Below are 15,405 nucleotides of genomic sequence, written 5' to 3' on the forward strand. Positions count from 1 at the left end.
GCCGGCGGCAGCACCACGCCGTTGTCGGCGGCGTAGCGGTTCCAGGCCTCGACCAGCTCCTTCAGCTTGTCGGGCTGGCTGGCGGCCAGGTCGACGGCCTCGGCCGGGTCGCTCTTCAGGTTGAAGAGCTGCCAGTTGGCCGGCAGCACGGCTTCTCGCGAATAGGCAGCCCCGCCCGGGGCGGTGGGCAGGTAGACCGCCTTCCAGTCGCCGCGCCGCACGGCCCGGCGGAAGAACAGCTCCCAGGCCACGGTGTCCTGCGGGCCGCGCACCGAGGCGTCGGGGCTGGCCAGGGCCTGGACCCACGAATGGCCGATGGCCGGGGCGACGGGGCGACCGCGATAGGTCTCCGGACGCTTGACGCCCGCCAGTTCCAGCACCGTGGCCTCGACGTCGGTGACGTGGGCCAGGGAGTCGACGATACGGCCCGCGCCCTTGACGCCCGGCCCCTCGACGATGGCCGGCGTGTGGATGCCGCCCTCGGTCGAATAGCCCTTCACCAGCCGCGTCGGCGAGGTCGCCGCCTGGGCCCAGCCGGGGCCGTAGCCGACGTGCGAGCTGCCGCGGCCCAGGTTGTCGAAGCTGTTGTCGACTTTCAGCGCCGCCAGCTTGGCCGGATCGAAGACCGCCCGCACGGTGTCGATGCGGCTGCCCTCGGCGCCGTTGTCCGACAGGAAGACGATGACGGTGTTGTCGTACTGGCCCGTCTCCTTCAGGGCCGCCACCACCTTGCCGACGTTCTGGTCGAGCCGGTCGACCATGGCCGCGTAGATCTCCATCTTCCGCGCCTCGACCTTCTGCTGCTCGGGCGTGAGCGAGCTCCAGGCCGGCACGTCGACGAACGGATGCGGCTTGGCGTCCTTGGCCACCAGGCCCAGCGCCTTCAGCCTGGCCAGCCGCTGCTCGCGCAGGGCCTCGTAGCCGGCGTCGTAGCGGCCCTTGTACTTGGCGATGGTCTCGGGCGGGGCCTGCAGCGGCCAGTGCGGCTCGGTGAAGGTCAGGTAGCCGAAGAACGGCCGGCCGTCCTTGGCGCCGTCGCGGACGTACTGGGCCATGCGGTCGCCGTAGAAGTCGGCCGAATAGACGCCCTTGGGATAGGTCACGACCTTGCCGTCCTCGCGGAAGGTCGAGGCCGCGCCGGCGGCCGCATAGGCCTCGTTCTGGTCCTCGCCATAGTGGTTCTGCAGGCCTTGCAGCAGGGCGTAGGAGCGCTCGAAACCGCGCGCGGTCGGCGACTGGTCGTCGGTGAGACCCAGGTGCCATTTGCCGGCCATCACCGTGCGATAGCCAGCGTCGCGCAGCAGCTCGGCCACGGTCACCGAGCGGTCGTTGAGATAGCCCTCGTAGCCCGGCTGGCCCTTCTGGCCGGGGGTCAGGATCTCGGCCATCGAGCCCAGACCGACCTGGTGGTTGTCCGAGCCGGTCAGCAGCATCGAGCGGGTCGGCGAGCAGGTGGCGGCGGTGTGGAAGCCCGACAGGCGCACCCCGGCCTTGGCCAGGGCGTCGAGGTTGGGCGTCTCGATCTCGCCGCCGAACGCACCCAGATCAGAATAGCCCAAGTCGTCGGCGACGATGATCAAGAAGTTCGGCCGCTTCTCGACGCTGCGCGTCGCGGCCGGAGCCGTCGGTTCGGCGGCGTTGGCGAGGCCGCCCGCAAGGCAGGTCGCGGCGATCATGGCGCCGGCCAGCAGCCGTCCGCGCAGGGTGGTTCGATAGGTCTTCATGACGCTTTCCCTCAGCTTTCCCTTTCCCCTAAGGCCTCCCCGCCCGGAGGCGCTTACGACAATTTCGAAACGCACCGTTGAGAATTTCTGTAATGCCGATCGGAGTAGTTGGGATTTAAAGCTCCCTCCGCACCGCAACGACGACGCATCGGCGAAGGGCCCGCCGAGGCGTCAAGGACCGTCGTTCTTCTGCGGTTGTTCTTGCTGTTTATGGGGGCTCCACAACATGTCGGGCGCGCAACATTCTCTCCGCCAGGCGAATACTCGCCTCGACCACAACCACGGCGTGACCCTGCGTCGCCTGGCCTTGGCCGCCGCGTCCTGCGCGGCCCTGATGGCCGGCGCGCCCGCCTTCGCCGCCGAGACGCCCGCAGAGCCCGCGGCGGCGCCTGACGACGCCGTCGGCCTGGACTCGGTGGTCGTCACCGCCCGCCGCCGCGAGGAAGACGCCCAGACCGTGCCGGTCGCCGTCTCCGCCTTCGGCGGCGCGCAACTGGAAAAGGCCCGCGCCTACAACCTCCGCGACCTGCAGCAGCTGTCGCCCAGCCTCAGCGTCAGCGTCACCAACCCGCGCAACACCAGCATCAACATCCGCGGCCTGGGCAACAACGTCTCGGTCTATAACGACGGCCTCCAGTCGGCGGTCGGCGTCTATCTCGACCAGGTCTATCTGGGCCGTCCGGGCCAGGCGGTGTTCGATCTGGCCGACCTCGACTCCGTGCAGGTGCTGCGCGGCCCGCAGGGCACGCTGTTCGGCAAGAACACCTCGGCCGGCGCGCTCGTGATCGCCACCAAGGAGCCGAAGTTCACGCCCGAGTTCGCGGCCGACGTCACCGGCGGCAACTACAACTACTTCCAGGCTCACCTGGCCGTCGCCGGTCCGATCGTCGACGACAAGCTGGCCTTCCGCGTCGCCCTCGCCAACACCCAGCGCGACGGCTACATGACCAATGTCTATGACGGGTCCAAGACCCAGGATTATCACGACTTCGGCGGCCGCGTTCAGTTCCTGCTGACCCCGAACGAGAAGCTGAAGATCAAGCTGTCGGGCGACTACGGCCAGCAATACTCCAACACCGCCGCCAGCGTGCTGACCGGCCTCTTCACCAACTACGCCGACGACGGCACGGCCTACCCGAACGGCTTCCTCGCCCGCTCCGCCCGCGTCGGCTACACGCCGCCGGCCATCGATCCCGAAGCGCGCCTCGTCACGGTCAACACCAAGAACAGCTATTTCGAGACCCACGGCGGCGTCTCGGCCATCGTCGACTACAGCCTCGACGGCGCCACCGTCACCTCGGTCACCGGCTACCGCGCCTGGCACTGGCGGCCGCACAACGACGGCGACGGCACCACCGCCTCGGCCCTGCTCGACGCCCACCAGGACAACGACCAGCAGCAGTTCAGCCAGGAACTGCGCATCCGCTCGGAAGGCGACCGCAAGGTCGACTACGTGGCCGGCCTCTACTACTTCTGGCAGGATCTCGAAGCCAAGGCCGTCACCTACTACGGCCCGCAGGCCGCCGACTGGTTCCTGGCGCCGGCCGCCGCCTCCGCGACCGTCCGCGCCGCGGCGCTGAACAACTATTCGATCGTCAGCCACTCCAGCCCCGAGACCAACAGCGCAGCAGCCTTCGCCCAGGGCACCTGGCACGTCACCGACCGCTTCGATGTCACCGGCGGCCTGCGCTACACCTACGAGAAGATGACCGGCTGGTTCGACCAGACCGCCTGGGGCGCCGACCTGTCGGGCCTCAGCGCCGCCGACCAGGCCACGGCGATCGCCCTGCGCGCCCGCTTCGGCGCGGCCAACAGCTTCTCGTCCGAGACCTCGGGCGACAGCCTGACCGGCAATGTCACCCTGGCCTACACCTTCGACGGCGGCCCGCTGGTCTATGCGACCTACGCCCGGGGCTACAAGGCCGGCGGCCTGAACCTGTCGAACATCAACACCTCCGGCGCCAACGCCGTCGATCCGGTCATCGATCCGGAGACCATCGACAGCTACGAAGCCGGCCTGAAGAGCACCTGGCTGGACCGTCGCCTGACCGCCAACCTCGCCCTGTTCTGGACCGAGGACGAAGGCTACCAGACGACCTCGATCAACCTGATCAACAACGTCAGCTACCTGACCAACGCCGGCAGCGTGCGCAGCCGGGGCGTCGAGCTGGACGTTCGGGCCGCGCCGATCGAGGGCCTGACCCTCTACGGTTCGACCACCTACAACGACGCCAGCTATACGAGCTACGAGCGGGCCGCCTGCCCGATCGAGCTCCACCTGACGACCTATTGCGACCTTTCCGGCCGGCGCCTGCCGGGCGTGTCGCTGTGGGCCGCCTCGACGGGCGGCGAATACCGCCGGGCCGCCGGGACCTGGCGCGGCGCCGCGTTGGAAGGCTATGCCGGCTACGACGCCAGCTATCGCTCGTCCTACTACACCACCGCCGCGGACTCCGAATATTCGAAGATCAAGGGCTACACCCTGCTGAACCTGCGCGCGGGCATCAGCTCGGAAGACGGCCGCTGGGACCTGCAGGTCTGGGGCCGCAACGTCTTCGACAAGCTCTACTACCTGTCGCTGGGCGCGGGGAACACCGGCGCCGTCACCGGCACCCTGGGCGATCCGCGCACCTTCGGCGTCACCCTGCGGGTGCGTCGCTAAAAAGAAGAACGGCGGGGGCTTCCACCCCCGCCGTTTCCATTTCAGGGCTCGCCGGCCTCTTCGCCCTCGCCGCCGGGCGGCAGGCTCCAGACGTAGTCCTGCCCCAGCACGCGCTTGCTGAACCAGTCCATCTGCACATTCACCTGGAACAGGCGGTGGCGCAACTCGCGGAAGTTATGCGGCTCGCGCGGGGCCAGGTAGAGCTCGCTCTCGACGCCCAGGGCCCGCAGCGCCCGGTTCAGCATCACCGACTGGGTCCACGGCACCCGCTCGTCCTCGGCGCCAGCCAGGATCAGGGTCGGGGTCTTGACCTTGTCCAGCTGGCTGAGCGGCGAATTGTCCGTGTACAGATCCCGTCGCGCGGTCGAGCCGTAAGGCGGCGTCACGAACCACTCGGTGCGCTGCCAGCGGTTGTCCGAGGTCAGGTACATCGACGGCCAGTCCACCGCCCCCGCACCCGAGGCCGCGGCCTTGAAGCGGTCGGTGACGGTGATCAGGCGGTTGGTCATGTGGCCGCCGGCGCTCCAGCCCATCACGCCCAGGCGGTCGGGATCGGCCAGGCCCTTGGCCACCAGGTTGTCGACGCCCGACAGCACGTCCTTGTCCGCATGGCGGAAATAGCCGGCGTTCATCCCTTGCAGGAATTCGTCGCCATAGCCGGTGCCGCCCCGGTAGTTGACGCTCAGGGTCATCACCCCCTTGGCCGCCAGCAGCGGGTTGAAGCGGCCGTAGGCGAAGATGTTGAACACGTCCGACGAGCGCGGCCCGCCGTGGCTCTGCACGATCAGCGGGTAGCGTTTGCCCGGCTGGTAGTCGAGCGGATAGGTGACCAGCCCCTCCAGCGCCTGGCCGTCGGGCGCGGTCCACTGGATCGCCTCCTGGCGCGGCAGGCGGAAGCGCTGCGCGATGTCGTCGTTCAGGTGGGTCACCTGCACCGGGGCCGGCCGCGCCGGATCGATGCGGAACACCTCGCCCGGCGAGGTCGCCGAGGCCTTGAAATAGACCACGGTCCTGCCGTCGCGGGTCTGGGTGACGTCGCCGGCGGCATGGTCGCCGCGCGCCAGCGGCCGCACGGCCTCGCTCTTGACGTCCACCGCGAACAGCTCGCGCCGCACGCCGGTGGTGGCGGTGATGTAGATCTCGCGGCCGTCGGCCGACCAGGCCGCATCCTCGATCTCGTAGGGCAGGCCGTGGGCCAGCTCGCGCGGCGCCCCGCCGGCCAGCGGCGCGACGAACAGGTTCGGATTGACCGTGCCGTAGCGGCCGTTCTCCGCCGTGGCCAGGAACAGAACCGAGCGGCCGTCGGGCGACAGGCGCGGCGTGCTTTCCTGGAAATCGTTGTCGGTCAGGCGGCGATCAGGCCCCTGCCCCGTCTTCACCCACAGCTCGGATTTGGGATTGTCGTCCAGCAGGTGCGAGGGCGCGCGGCGATAGAGGATGGTCTTGCCGTCGACCGACAGGTCGTAGGCCTCGACCTCGAAGTCGCCCTCGACCACCGGCTCGGCCTTGCCGTCGGCCAAGGTCACCCGCCACAGCCGGCCGCGCACCTGCGGCGTCTCGAAGGCGACCATGTCGTCCTTCTCGCGCTTGCGCTTGGCCACGGGCTTGGGATCGGGCGCGTCGGCCAGGAAGTAGATCGCCGAGCCGTCCGGCGACCAGCGCAGGTCCGACGGGCTGGTGCGCAGCTTGCCGACCCGGCGCGGCTCGCCGCCGTCGATCGGCGACAGATAGATCTGCCGGCCGCTGTCGCCGTCGCGCTTGGCGGTGAAGGCGAAGCGCTTGCCGTCCGGCGCCCAGGCCGCGCCCGAGGCCGGTCCCTCGACCATCCGCCGGGGATCCGAACCGTCCAGGCCCACGCGCCACAGGTCGTCCTGCACGGCGTTGGCCTTCCAGTCGACGCGGCCGACCGAATAGAGCACGAACCGCCCGTCGGGCGAGACCTTGGGATCGGAGAGCTTCTCGAGACCCACGAGGTCCGTGGCGGTCATCACGCGCGGCGCGGCCAGGCCCTGCGAGGCGGCGAACGCGAGCAGGCTTCCGGCGGCCAGGGCCGCCAGGCGGAAACGAAACATCGAAAAGCTCCGGAAATGAAATCGCCGGCGCCCCGAAGGGCGCCGGCGAGGAAGGCGTCGCGCTTAGAACGCGACCTGCAGGCCCAGGGTGTAGGCCCGGCCGGTCACGCCGTAGACGGCGCTGTAGTTGTAGTCGTTGCCCGAAACCGTGCCGCTGGGCAGGAACGGACCCTGGTTGTCGAACACGTTCTTGATCGTGCCGAACACGCGCAGGTCCTTGTTCTTCGGATCCGGGAAGAACTTCACCGACACGTCGTGGCGCCAGAAGGCGTCGACGTTCAGGTACATCGGATCGGTCACGCCGGCTTCCGCGAAGGCGGCCGCCAGGTCGTTGTCGTCAACGGCCTTGCCGATGTAGTTGGTCGTCCACTGCAGGTTCCAGTGGCGGCCGCGCCAGGCCAGGCTCGCCATGCCCTCGTGCTTCGAGGTGCCGACTTCGCCCAGGTCGTCGTTGACGGTCGTGCCGTCGACGCCCTGGTAGCGGCTCTCCAGCTTCAGGCGCCGGCTGTAGTTGGCGCGGAAGGTGAAGTCGCCCGGCACGCTCCAGCGATCCAGGTCGAAGCGATAGCGCAGGGCCACGTCGACGCCGCTGGCGCGCAGGTCGTCCAGGTTTTCCGCGAGGTTCAGGATCTTGGAGATCTGGCCCTCGGCGTCACGGCTGATGACGTTGCAGAAGCGGTTGTCCGTGCCGCTGGTCGATTGATAGCACTCGGCCAGCAGCTGGCTGTTCGACAGCGACGAGATCGCGTCGGCCACCTTGATGTCGTAGTAGTCGACGCTCAGGTTGAAGCCGCGCAGGAACGTCGGCTGGAACACGAAGCCGACCGTCAGGGTGTCGGCGGTCTCTTCCTTCAGGTCGATGTTGCCGCCGTTGGGCGAGTTGACGCTGGTGACTTCCGAGGTGAACACACCCTCGGCCGCGATGGCCGCGGCGATGCCGGGGTTGGCGCGGCAGTTCTGGGCCACCGTGCCGGTCGTGGAGGCGGTCACGCCGCTGCAGGGGTCGGCGACCGAGTCATAGTCGTCGCGGGGCGGCGAATAGAGCTCGGTGGTGTCGGGCGCGCGCTGGGCCCGGCTCCAGGCGGTGCGGAAGCGCAGGCCCGAGACCGGCGCCCACTGCAGGCCGCCGCGATAGCTGACCGTCGTGCCGACGTTCTCCAGATTGTAGTGGGCGACGCGCACGGCGCCGTCGACTTCCAGGCGCTTGATCAGCGGCAGGTCCTTCACCAGCGGCACCGAAGCTTCCACAAAGGCTTCCTTGGCCTTCACCACCCCGGTGTATTCGGGGATGTAGGCGAAGTTGGTCAGGCCGTTCTGGGTCAGTTCGTCGGTGGTGGTGCGGGTCTTGTCGCGACGCAGCTCGAAACCGAACGCGGTCTCGACCGGGCCGGCCGGCAGCTGGAACAGCTCGCCGGTCATGTAGCCTTCGACCGTGTCCTGGCGGTTCTGCGGGCGATACCAGACGTCGGCGCGGATGTAGTCGGCCGCTTCCTTGCTGATCGAGCCGATGCCGAACAGGTTCAGCGGCACGCAGCCGTTGGCGCGGGCCGTGGCGTCCTTGCACTGGATCTGGCCGGTGGTGGTGTTGAGCTCGGAGTTCAGCGCGTTCTTCACATTGGCCATGTTCAGGCCGTTCTTGCGCAGCTGATAGCCGTCGAACTCGCCGTAGCCGTAGGTCACGGCCCAGTCCCAGTCGCCGAACGCCTTGCCTTCTGCGCCGGCCCAGCCGCGCAGCGTGGTGCGGCGGTTGTAGATCTCCAGCTCGCCGACCTCGGTCATGCGACGGCGGAAGCTGATCGACGAGGTCGAGGACGAATAGATCGCCGACGGCACGTACGGGTTGGCCCGGGCGATGTTGCCGATCGTGTACTCGTCGTTGACGCCGTAGGTGGTCGAGCTGCTCAGGGCGTAGGGCTCGCGCACCGAGTTGGTGGTCACGCGCGAGGCCTGGAACTGGCCCCAGATCTTGATGTCGGAGGTGACGTCGTAGGTGATCTTGGCCGCCGCCGACGAGCGCTTGGCCGGGGTGATCAGGGTGCCGTTGGTGCGGGTCTCGTAGCCGTTCACCGCGGTGACGAAGTTCTTCTGCAGGCCGCCTTCGTCATAATAGAAGCTGCTGCTGCGGAAGCGCCCGCCCGGGGTGTAGGTCGACAGGTCCGGCCCCGAGACGGTGTTGGTGTCGGGGTCGTAGACCACCGACTGGGTCGCCCAGTCGCGGTCCGTCGCGTTCAGGGCGTCCTGCTTCTCGTAGGTGCCGCCGACCATGACGAACAGCTTGTCGTCGAAGAAGCGCTTGCCGGCGACCGCCGAGTATTCGAGCGAGCTGCCGCCGCCGTCGTCGGTGACGCCGGCCACGGCCCGGGCCTTCACGCCGTCCATCTTGCTGGTGGTGATGATGTTGACGACGCCCGAGATGGCGTCCGAGCCGTAGACGGCCGAGGCGCCGCCGGTGCTGATCTCGACGCGGTCGACGAAGAACTCCGGGATGGAGCTCAGGCTGACGGCGTTCTTGTTGCCGGCGTTGGACACCGTGCGGTGGCCGTCGATCAGGGTCAGGGTGCGGTTCTGACCCAGCGAGCGCAGGCTGACGGTCGACAGGCCGTTGTCCTGCACCGCCGACTGGCTGGTCGACAGGTTGACGCCGATGTCGACGCCCGGCAGGTCGGTCAGGGCTTCGGCCAGGTCGGTGTAGCCGCTTTCCAGCAGCTCTTCGCGCTCGATGTCGACCACCGGCGAGGGGCTGTCGAAGGTGGTGCGACGCAAGCGCGAGCCGGTCACCACGACCTCTTCAACCTGGACAGCAGGGCCTTGATCTACGGCTTCGAACGAGGCCGGCTGGACGGTGGCGACCGGGGCTGCGCCCGGCTGGCGCACGATCAGCGCGCCCGAACCATCCTCGACCACTTCCAAGCCGGCCGAGCCGGCCATGCGACGGGCTGCTTCGATCGGGGTGTAGCGGCCAACCACGGCGCCGGCGCGACGCCCGGCCACGGCCTTGGGCGAGAACAGGATGTTGGTCCCGGTTTCCTTACCCAGCTCGCGCAACGCCTTGTCCAGCGGCTGAGCCTGCACGTCCACGGCCACGGCCTGGCCAAAAGCGGCCACTGCCGCCAGCAGCACGCCCACGGCCGCCGATCCGGCCAGCATCCGGCGCAGCCGGCCGTCGTTCCCCATCGTCATGAAAATCTAGTCCCCTCTCAGCCCGACATTTTCGGGCTCTAGAGGCCTGACGACGGCGGTCGATTTTTCCTCAGCAACTTTTTTCGGGGCCGCGAAACGACGCGTTCATGCCCCGCCGCGCGGCTCGATCAGCAATCCGCCGGCGCTGGTGTGGACCTTCAGGTCGAGCAGGGTCGCCACCGAACGGGCGAAGGCCTCGTTGTCGCCGGCCTTGTAGACGCCGCTGATCCGCAGCTCCTCGAGGCCCGGCTCCGAGAGCACGATGCGGCGACGGCTGTAGCGGTTCATCTCGGCGATGGCGGCGGCCAGGGTCTGGTCGTCGAACACCGCCTGGCCGAAGCGCCAGGCCGTGGCGGCCTGGACGTCGGCGGTCTCGCGGCGCGGCGCGGCCTCCCCGGCCATGACGATCCGCTGGCCCGCGGCGGCGGTCAGGCGGCTGGAGGGCTGGCCGGCGTCCATCACCAGCACATGCCCCTCGACCGCCGTCACGGCCACGGCGGATTCGTTCAGCGACACGTCGAAGGCGTCGCCGCCCTCGCCGACGATCTCGCGGCCCTCGGCGGTGACCACGAACGGCTTCACCGGATCGGTCGCCGCGCGGAAGAAGGCCCGCCCGCGCTCCAGGGTCGCCTTGCGCTTGCGGCCTTCCAGGTGGACCCGGATGCGGCTGTCGGCGTCGAGCAGGATCGAGGTGCCGTCGTCGAGATGCAGGGTGCGGGTCTCGCCGATGCCGGTGGCGTAGACCTCCGGCGCCAGGGCCAGCCAGCCTATGCCCACCGCGCCGACGCCCACCCCCGCCAGCACCGCGCGGCGCGCCATCGACGGCGCACGACGGCGGGTGGAGGCGGCGATCTCGGGATCGTGCTTGAGGGCGCCGGCCAGTTCCCAGGTCGCCGTCAGGGCGTCGAAGCTGGAGCGGTGATCCTCGGAACGGCTCAGCCAGAGCTTGAACTCGGCCTCGTCGGCCGGGCCGCGCGCGTCGCTGCGCAGGCGGGCCAGCCAGTCGGCCGCCTCCTTGCGTACAGCGTCGAGATCGCGCGCTGGGCTCACCACTTCTCGGTCCATCCGGTCAGGAACAGGGCCGCCTTGGCCACGTGCTTTTCCACGGCGCTGACGGTGATCCCGAGGCGCTCTGCGATCTCCCGATACTTCAGCCCCTCCAGTCGGTGAAGCAAAAAGACTTCGCGTGTTCGCGGACTGAGGCGCGCCAGGCCCAGTTTCAGCCGCGCCAGGCGCTCGCGCGCCCGCAAGACCTCGTCCTGCAGCGGATTGGCGTCGGCCAGGGCGTTCTCGACGAAATCCAGGCCCTCCTCGGGCCGCCGCGCCTTCTGGCGCCGCTCGTCGATGGCCAGGTTCACCGCCGCCCGGGCGACGAAGGCCTCGGGGTTGTGCAGCGCGTTGGCCCGCCGGTATTCCAGCATCCGCAGCATGGCCGACTGGACCACGTCTTCCGCGCCGGCGGGGTCGCGCGTGATGCGCGTGATGCGGCGCACCAGCCCGCGCCAGCCCTCGTCCTTCACACCGATCGCCCCTGCCCGCCCTTGATGGCGCGCTTCTTTGCTGTCGGTGCGCGCCTCGTCAACGGCTAGCTCTGCAAGCCCGGGACCGGCCAGTCAACTGCCTGCCGCGCAGGCGCCCTCCCCGGCGAAAAGCCTTTGCGATCAAAGGCAACGAAGCCTGAGGGAGAGCGCTCAGACGCCCTCCACCTGACCGTGCGCCCCATTTACTCGCTGCGCAGCGCCTTGCCGGGCGAGGTCGCGGCCGCCGCCCAGCCCAGCCCGCCGACGGTCGCCAGGCCCACCGCCAGCGCCGCCGCCGCGCCGGCCAGGAAGATCCCAGGCCCAATGCCCACGGGGTCGTCGAACTGCGACAGCCAGCGCCGCAGCGCCCAAAAGGCCAAGGGCCAGGCGATCAGGCAGGCGATCAGGATCGGCCGCAGGAACTGGCCGATCAGCAGCCGCGCCACCTGCGGGCTCGACGCCCCCAGCACCTTGCGCAGCCCCACCTCCCGCGCCCGCCGCGAGGTGTTGAACGCCGCCAGGCCGTAGAGGCCGATGCAGCCGATCCCCGCCCCCGCCGCGGCCCCCAGGCTGAACAGGTTGGAGCGATCGCGCTGCGGCTTGTAGTAGCGGTCGAGATTGGCCAGCGCCGTCTTGCCCTCGAACGGCGTGCTCGGCGCGGCCTGCCGCCAGGCCGTCTCCAGCCGCGTCCGCATCGCCGCGTCGTCCATGCCCGAATAGCGGACCATGGTGATCGGCCAGTCCGCGGGCCACCAGGCCGGAAGACCGCTGAAGAAGTAGATCTTGGCCGGCACCTTCTCCATCGGGCTGTAGAAGCGCATGTCCTCGACCACGCCGACGATGCGCACCTTGCGGCCGCTGAAGTCCATCAGCTTGTCCAGCGCCTCCTCCGGCGAGGCGTATTCCATCAGCTTCACGGTCGCGCGGCTGATCACCACGTTGGTCACGGTGTCGGGCGTGGCCTTGGGATCGTACTGCTCGTCGCCGCCGTGCTGCTGGTCCAGCAGCCGTCCGACGATCAGCCTGCCGCCCAGCGCCTGGAAATAGTCCGGACCGATCGACGACACGTTCAGGGTCGGCGACAGGCCCGGCCGCGCGGCCCGGTCCAGGCGCGTGGCGGTCGAGTTGCTGTTGAAGCTGTCGTCGGCCGGGGCGTTGCTGCTGGCCGTCACCGCGATCACGCCGGGGATGCGCCTGACCGCTTCCCAATAGGCGTTGCGCTGCTCGGGCGTGACGCCCACCCCGCGCGTCGCGGTGACCAGAAAGAGTCCGTCGCGGCGATAGCCGAAGTCGGCGTCCTGCATGTGCCGGATCTGGCCCAGGAACCCCAGCATCAGCACGAAGGCGGCCACCACCGCGGCGAACTGGCAGACCACCAGCGCCTCGCGCAGTCGCGCGCCGAACCGGCCGCCGCTGGGCGCGCGGCTCGAGGCCAGCACCTGGGCCGGCTTGAACGCCGCCAGCATGAAGGCCGGATAGACCGCCGCCAGCAGGCCCGCCGCCAGCACCACGCCGAACACGCCCGCCACCCAGGCGCCGTCTCTCCGATAGTCGAGGCCCAGCGACAGGCCGCCGGCCGCGTTGATCAGCGGCAGGGCCAGCTCCACCACCGCCAGGCCGATCAGGAACGCCAGGGCGATCGTCACCGCCGCCTCGCCCAGGAACTGGGTCCGCAGCGTCCCGGGTCCCGCGCCCAGCGTCTTGCGCACGGCCACTTCCCTGGCCCGCAGGCCCGCCCGCGCGGTCGCCAGGTTCACATAGTTGATCAGGGCCAGGGCCAGGGCCACGATCCCGACCACGCCCAGGGTGTCGACCGCCGCCCGCTGCTTGGCGTCCAGCAGGTGCACGTCGCGCAGCGGCACGAACTTCAGGCTCAGCATCTCGTGCGGAACGACGTCGCCGAAGGTCTTTCCGACCCGCCGGTCGACGAAGGCCGGCAACTGCGCCTCCAGGGCGCGCGCCTGCTCGGGCCGGTCGAACTTGTAATAGGTCTGCAGCTGGATCGAGCCCCAGTGATGCCAGCTCTCCTCCTTGGCCGTCCGCGTCGGCGTCAGCAGGCGCAGCATGTCGAGCTTCAGCTCGCTGTTCTTGGGCAGGGCCTTGGACACCGCGCTGATCGCGTAGGTCGCCCGCCCCTCGGTCTCGGTGACCTCCAGCGTCCGCCCGACCACGTCGCTCGTGCCGAAATACTTGCGGGCCAGGTCCTCGGAGATCACCACCTTGCCCGGATCGGCCAGGGCCGTGCGCGCGTCGCCGGCCAGCAGCGGAACCTGGAAGAAGTCCAGGAACTCGGGATCGACCAGCTCCATCTGTTCGGCCGTAGCCGCCGCGCCCCTGTGCACGGTGACCAGTTGGGGCCAGTCGCGCACGCCCCGCACGTCGGGATAGTCGGCCTTCATCTCCTCCAGCAGACCGCCCATCGCCCCCACCCGCGTGGCGTGGGTGAAGCCGGGGATGTTGTAGGCCACGCCGCCCGCGTAGATCTTGCCGCGCTCGGGCGTCCAGCGCTCGTAGCTGGTCTCGAAGCGATAGAGCAGGCTCAGCGTCAGGAACGTCGCCACGCCCAGGCTGAGGCCCAAAAGGTTCAGCGCCGCATCCAGCGGCCGCCGGGTGAACGAGCGCCAGAAGGCGACCAGGATCGAACGCAGCACGCCCCGCCTCCTCAGATCGCCTGGGCGACGGAGGCCACCAGCCGCCCGTCGAGGATGTCGATGCGGCGGCCTGCCTGGTCGGCGTGGCTGGGCGAGTGGGTGACCATGACGATGGTCGCCCCGGCCGCGTTCAGGCCCTTGAGGATCTCCATCACCTGGGCCCCGTTCTCGGTGTCGAGATTGCCGGTCGGCTCGTCGGCCAGGATCAGGCTGGGCTCGCCGACGATGGCGCGGGCGATCGCCGCCCGCTGCTGCTGGCCGCCCGACAGCTGGTGCGGGAAGTGCCGCGCCCGGTGCCCCACGCCCACCCGGTCCATCGCCGCCTCGACCAGCGCCCGGCGCGAGCCCTGACGGCCTTTCCGGTAGAGCAGGCCAAGCTCGATGTTCTCGGCGATGGTCAAGTCATCGACCAGGTTGAAGCTCTGGAAGATGAAGCCCAGCCGCTGGGCGCGATGCTGGGCCAGGGCCGCCTCGCTGCTGGCCGTCAGGTCCTCGCCGTCGAACAGGTAGCGTCCCTCGGTCGGCCGGTCGATCGTGCCCAGGATGTTGAGCAAGGTCGACTTGCCACAGCCGGACGGACCCATGATGGCCACGAACTCGCCCTGGCGGATGGTCAGCGACACGTCGTGCAGGGCCGTGGTCTCGATCTCGTCCGACCGATAGCGGCGCGAGAGGGATTTCAGTTCGATCATGGTCAGTCTCTCGCTCGAAGTCGCAGGGTCTTGGCTTTCTGCAGGTCCTGGGCGCCGGCGGTGACGATCCGCTCGCCGGGCAGGAGCCCGCTCACCACCTCGACCTGTTCGGGATTGCGCCGGCCGATGGTCACCGCCCGCCGCTCGGCGCGCTTGCCGTCGGGCGACAGGACGAAGACCCAGGTTCCGCCCGTCTCGCTCAGCCAGGCGCCGGACGGGGCGATCACCGCGCTGGCCGGCTGGCCCAGCGACAGGCGCAGGTCGATGGCCTCGCCGCGCTTGAGGCCGGCGGGCTGGGCGCCGGCGAAGGCCAGTTCCACCGTCACCCGCCCGGCGGTCACCTGGGGAAACACCTTGGCCACGCGGGCCTGCACCGTGCGGCCGTGGACCGTGGCCTCGGCGCTCTGCCCCACCGCCAGGCGCTGCAGATAGAATTCGTCGACCTGGGCCCGCAGCTTGTAGGCGTCCTCGACGTCCACCTGGCCCAGGCTCTGGCCCAGGGTCACGGCCTGGCCGGGCTTGAGGTCGAAAGCCGTCAGCCGGCCGCTCATCGGCGCGCGGACGACCAGGGCCGACCGCCCCGCCCCCACCTCCACGAGGTTGCGCCGCAGGTCTTCGGCCGTGCGCGCGGCCTGGGCGCGCTGCGAAACATAGAACGCCTTGTCCGAGGCCTGGCCGGCCTTCAGCGCCGCCACGCGCTGGCGCTGGTAGGCGGCCTCGTCGGCATAGGGCTTGACCGCCGCCTCGCTGAGCAGGTCGCGCGACAGCAGCACCTGGCGCTTCTCCAGCTCCTGTTGAGCCTTGTTCAACGCGTGGGAAGCGTCGGCCAGGGCCTGCTCGCGGTTCTCCTCGGCCGACTTCAGCGACATCACCCGGCTGGCGTTGTCGCTGATCCGCGCCGAGA

At 69.6% G+C, this 15,405-nt stretch carries 9 protein-coding genes; 1 reads left to right on the forward strand and 8 read right to left on the reverse strand.

Annotated elements, in window-relative coordinates; translation table 11 throughout:
• Positions 1-1,724: arylsulfatase (locus DMC18_RS17210; protein ID WP_110133140.1), on the reverse strand; the 1,724-nt coding region annotated here is incomplete at its 3' end.
• Positions 1,725-1,950: 226 nt separating this feature from the next.
• Between DMC18_RS17210 and DMC18_RS17215 the strand changes: the two genes are divergently transcribed.
• Complete coding sequence (locus DMC18_RS17215) at positions 1,951-4,386, forward strand: TonB-dependent receptor (protein ID WP_199232586.1); 2,436 nt, start codon at positions 1,951-1,953, stop codon at positions 4,384-4,386.
• 41 nt (positions 4,387-4,427) lie between these two features.
• Here the strand turns inward: DMC18_RS17215 and DMC18_RS17220 are convergent, their stop codons facing one another.
• The 7 genes from DMC18_RS17220 to DMC18_RS17250 form a co-directional block, all read right to left on the reverse strand.
• The gene (locus DMC18_RS17220) at positions 4,428-6,458 is read right to left on the reverse strand and encodes a S9 family peptidase (protein WP_110118884.1); all 2,031 of its coding nucleotides are present in this window, start codon (positions 6,456-6,458) and stop codon (positions 4,428-4,430) included.
• 63 nt (positions 6,459-6,521) lie between these two features.
• Positions 6,522-9,638 carry a TonB-dependent receptor domain-containing protein gene (locus tag DMC18_RS17225; protein WP_110133141.1) on the reverse strand — a complete coding sequence of 1,039 codons (3,117 nt, stop codon included), beginning with the start codon at positions 9,636-9,638 and terminating at the stop codon, positions 6,522-6,524.
• A 105-nt stretch (positions 9,639-9,743) separates the two neighbouring features.
• Positions 9,744-10,688 carry a FecR domain-containing protein gene (locus DMC18_RS17230; RefSeq protein WP_158285928.1) on the reverse strand — a complete coding sequence of 315 codons (945 nt, stop codon included), beginning with the start codon at positions 10,686-10,688 and terminating at the stop codon, positions 9,744-9,746.
• Positions 10,685-11,158: an RNA polymerase sigma factor gene (locus DMC18_RS17235; protein WP_199228383.1), complete on the reverse strand. Its 474-nt coding sequence runs from the start codon at positions 11,156-11,158 to the stop codon at positions 10,685-10,687. Before DMC18_RS17235 ends, DMC18_RS17230 begins: the two co-directional genes overlap by 4 nt.
• 203 nt (positions 11,159-11,361) lie before the next feature.
• A complete protein-coding gene (locus tag DMC18_RS27215; RefSeq protein WP_110133142.1) occupies positions 11,362-13,809 on the reverse strand; it encodes an ABC transporter permease in 2,448 nt (815 codons plus the stop codon).
• A gap of 11 nt (positions 13,810-13,820) precedes the next feature.
• A complete protein-coding gene (locus DMC18_RS17245) occupies positions 13,821-14,501 on the reverse strand; it encodes an ABC transporter ATP-binding protein (RefSeq protein ID WP_110133143.1) in 681 nt (226 codons plus the stop codon).
• Between the two features lie 2 nt (positions 14,502-14,503).
• Positions 14,504-15,405: efflux RND transporter periplasmic adaptor subunit (locus DMC18_RS17250; RefSeq protein WP_110133144.1), on the reverse strand; the 902-nt coding region annotated here is incomplete at its 5' end.

The organism is Caulobacter sp. D5 (assembly GCF_003185805.1).
Lineage (GTDB): Bacteria > Pseudomonadota > Alphaproteobacteria > Caulobacterales > Caulobacteraceae > Caulobacter.

What these genes read in the sequence shown, in the direction of transcription:
- DMC18_RS17215 (WP_199232586.1), top strand. Translation starts at nt 1,951, where the DNA reads ATGTCGGGCGCGCAACATTCTCTCCGCCAGGCGAATACTCGCCTCGAC.
- DMC18_RS17220 (WP_110118884.1), bottom strand. Translation starts at nt 6,458, where the DNA reads ATGTTTCGTTTCCGCCTGGCGGCCCTGGCCGCCGGAAGCCTGCTCGCG.
- DMC18_RS17225 (WP_110133141.1), bottom strand. Translation starts at nt 9,638, where the DNA reads ATGACGATGGGGAACGACGGCCGGCTGCGCCGGATGCTGGCCGGATCG.
- DMC18_RS17245 (WP_110133143.1), bottom strand. Translation starts at nt 14,501, where the DNA reads ATGATCGAACTGAAATCCCTCTCGCGCCGCTATCGGTCGGACGAGATC.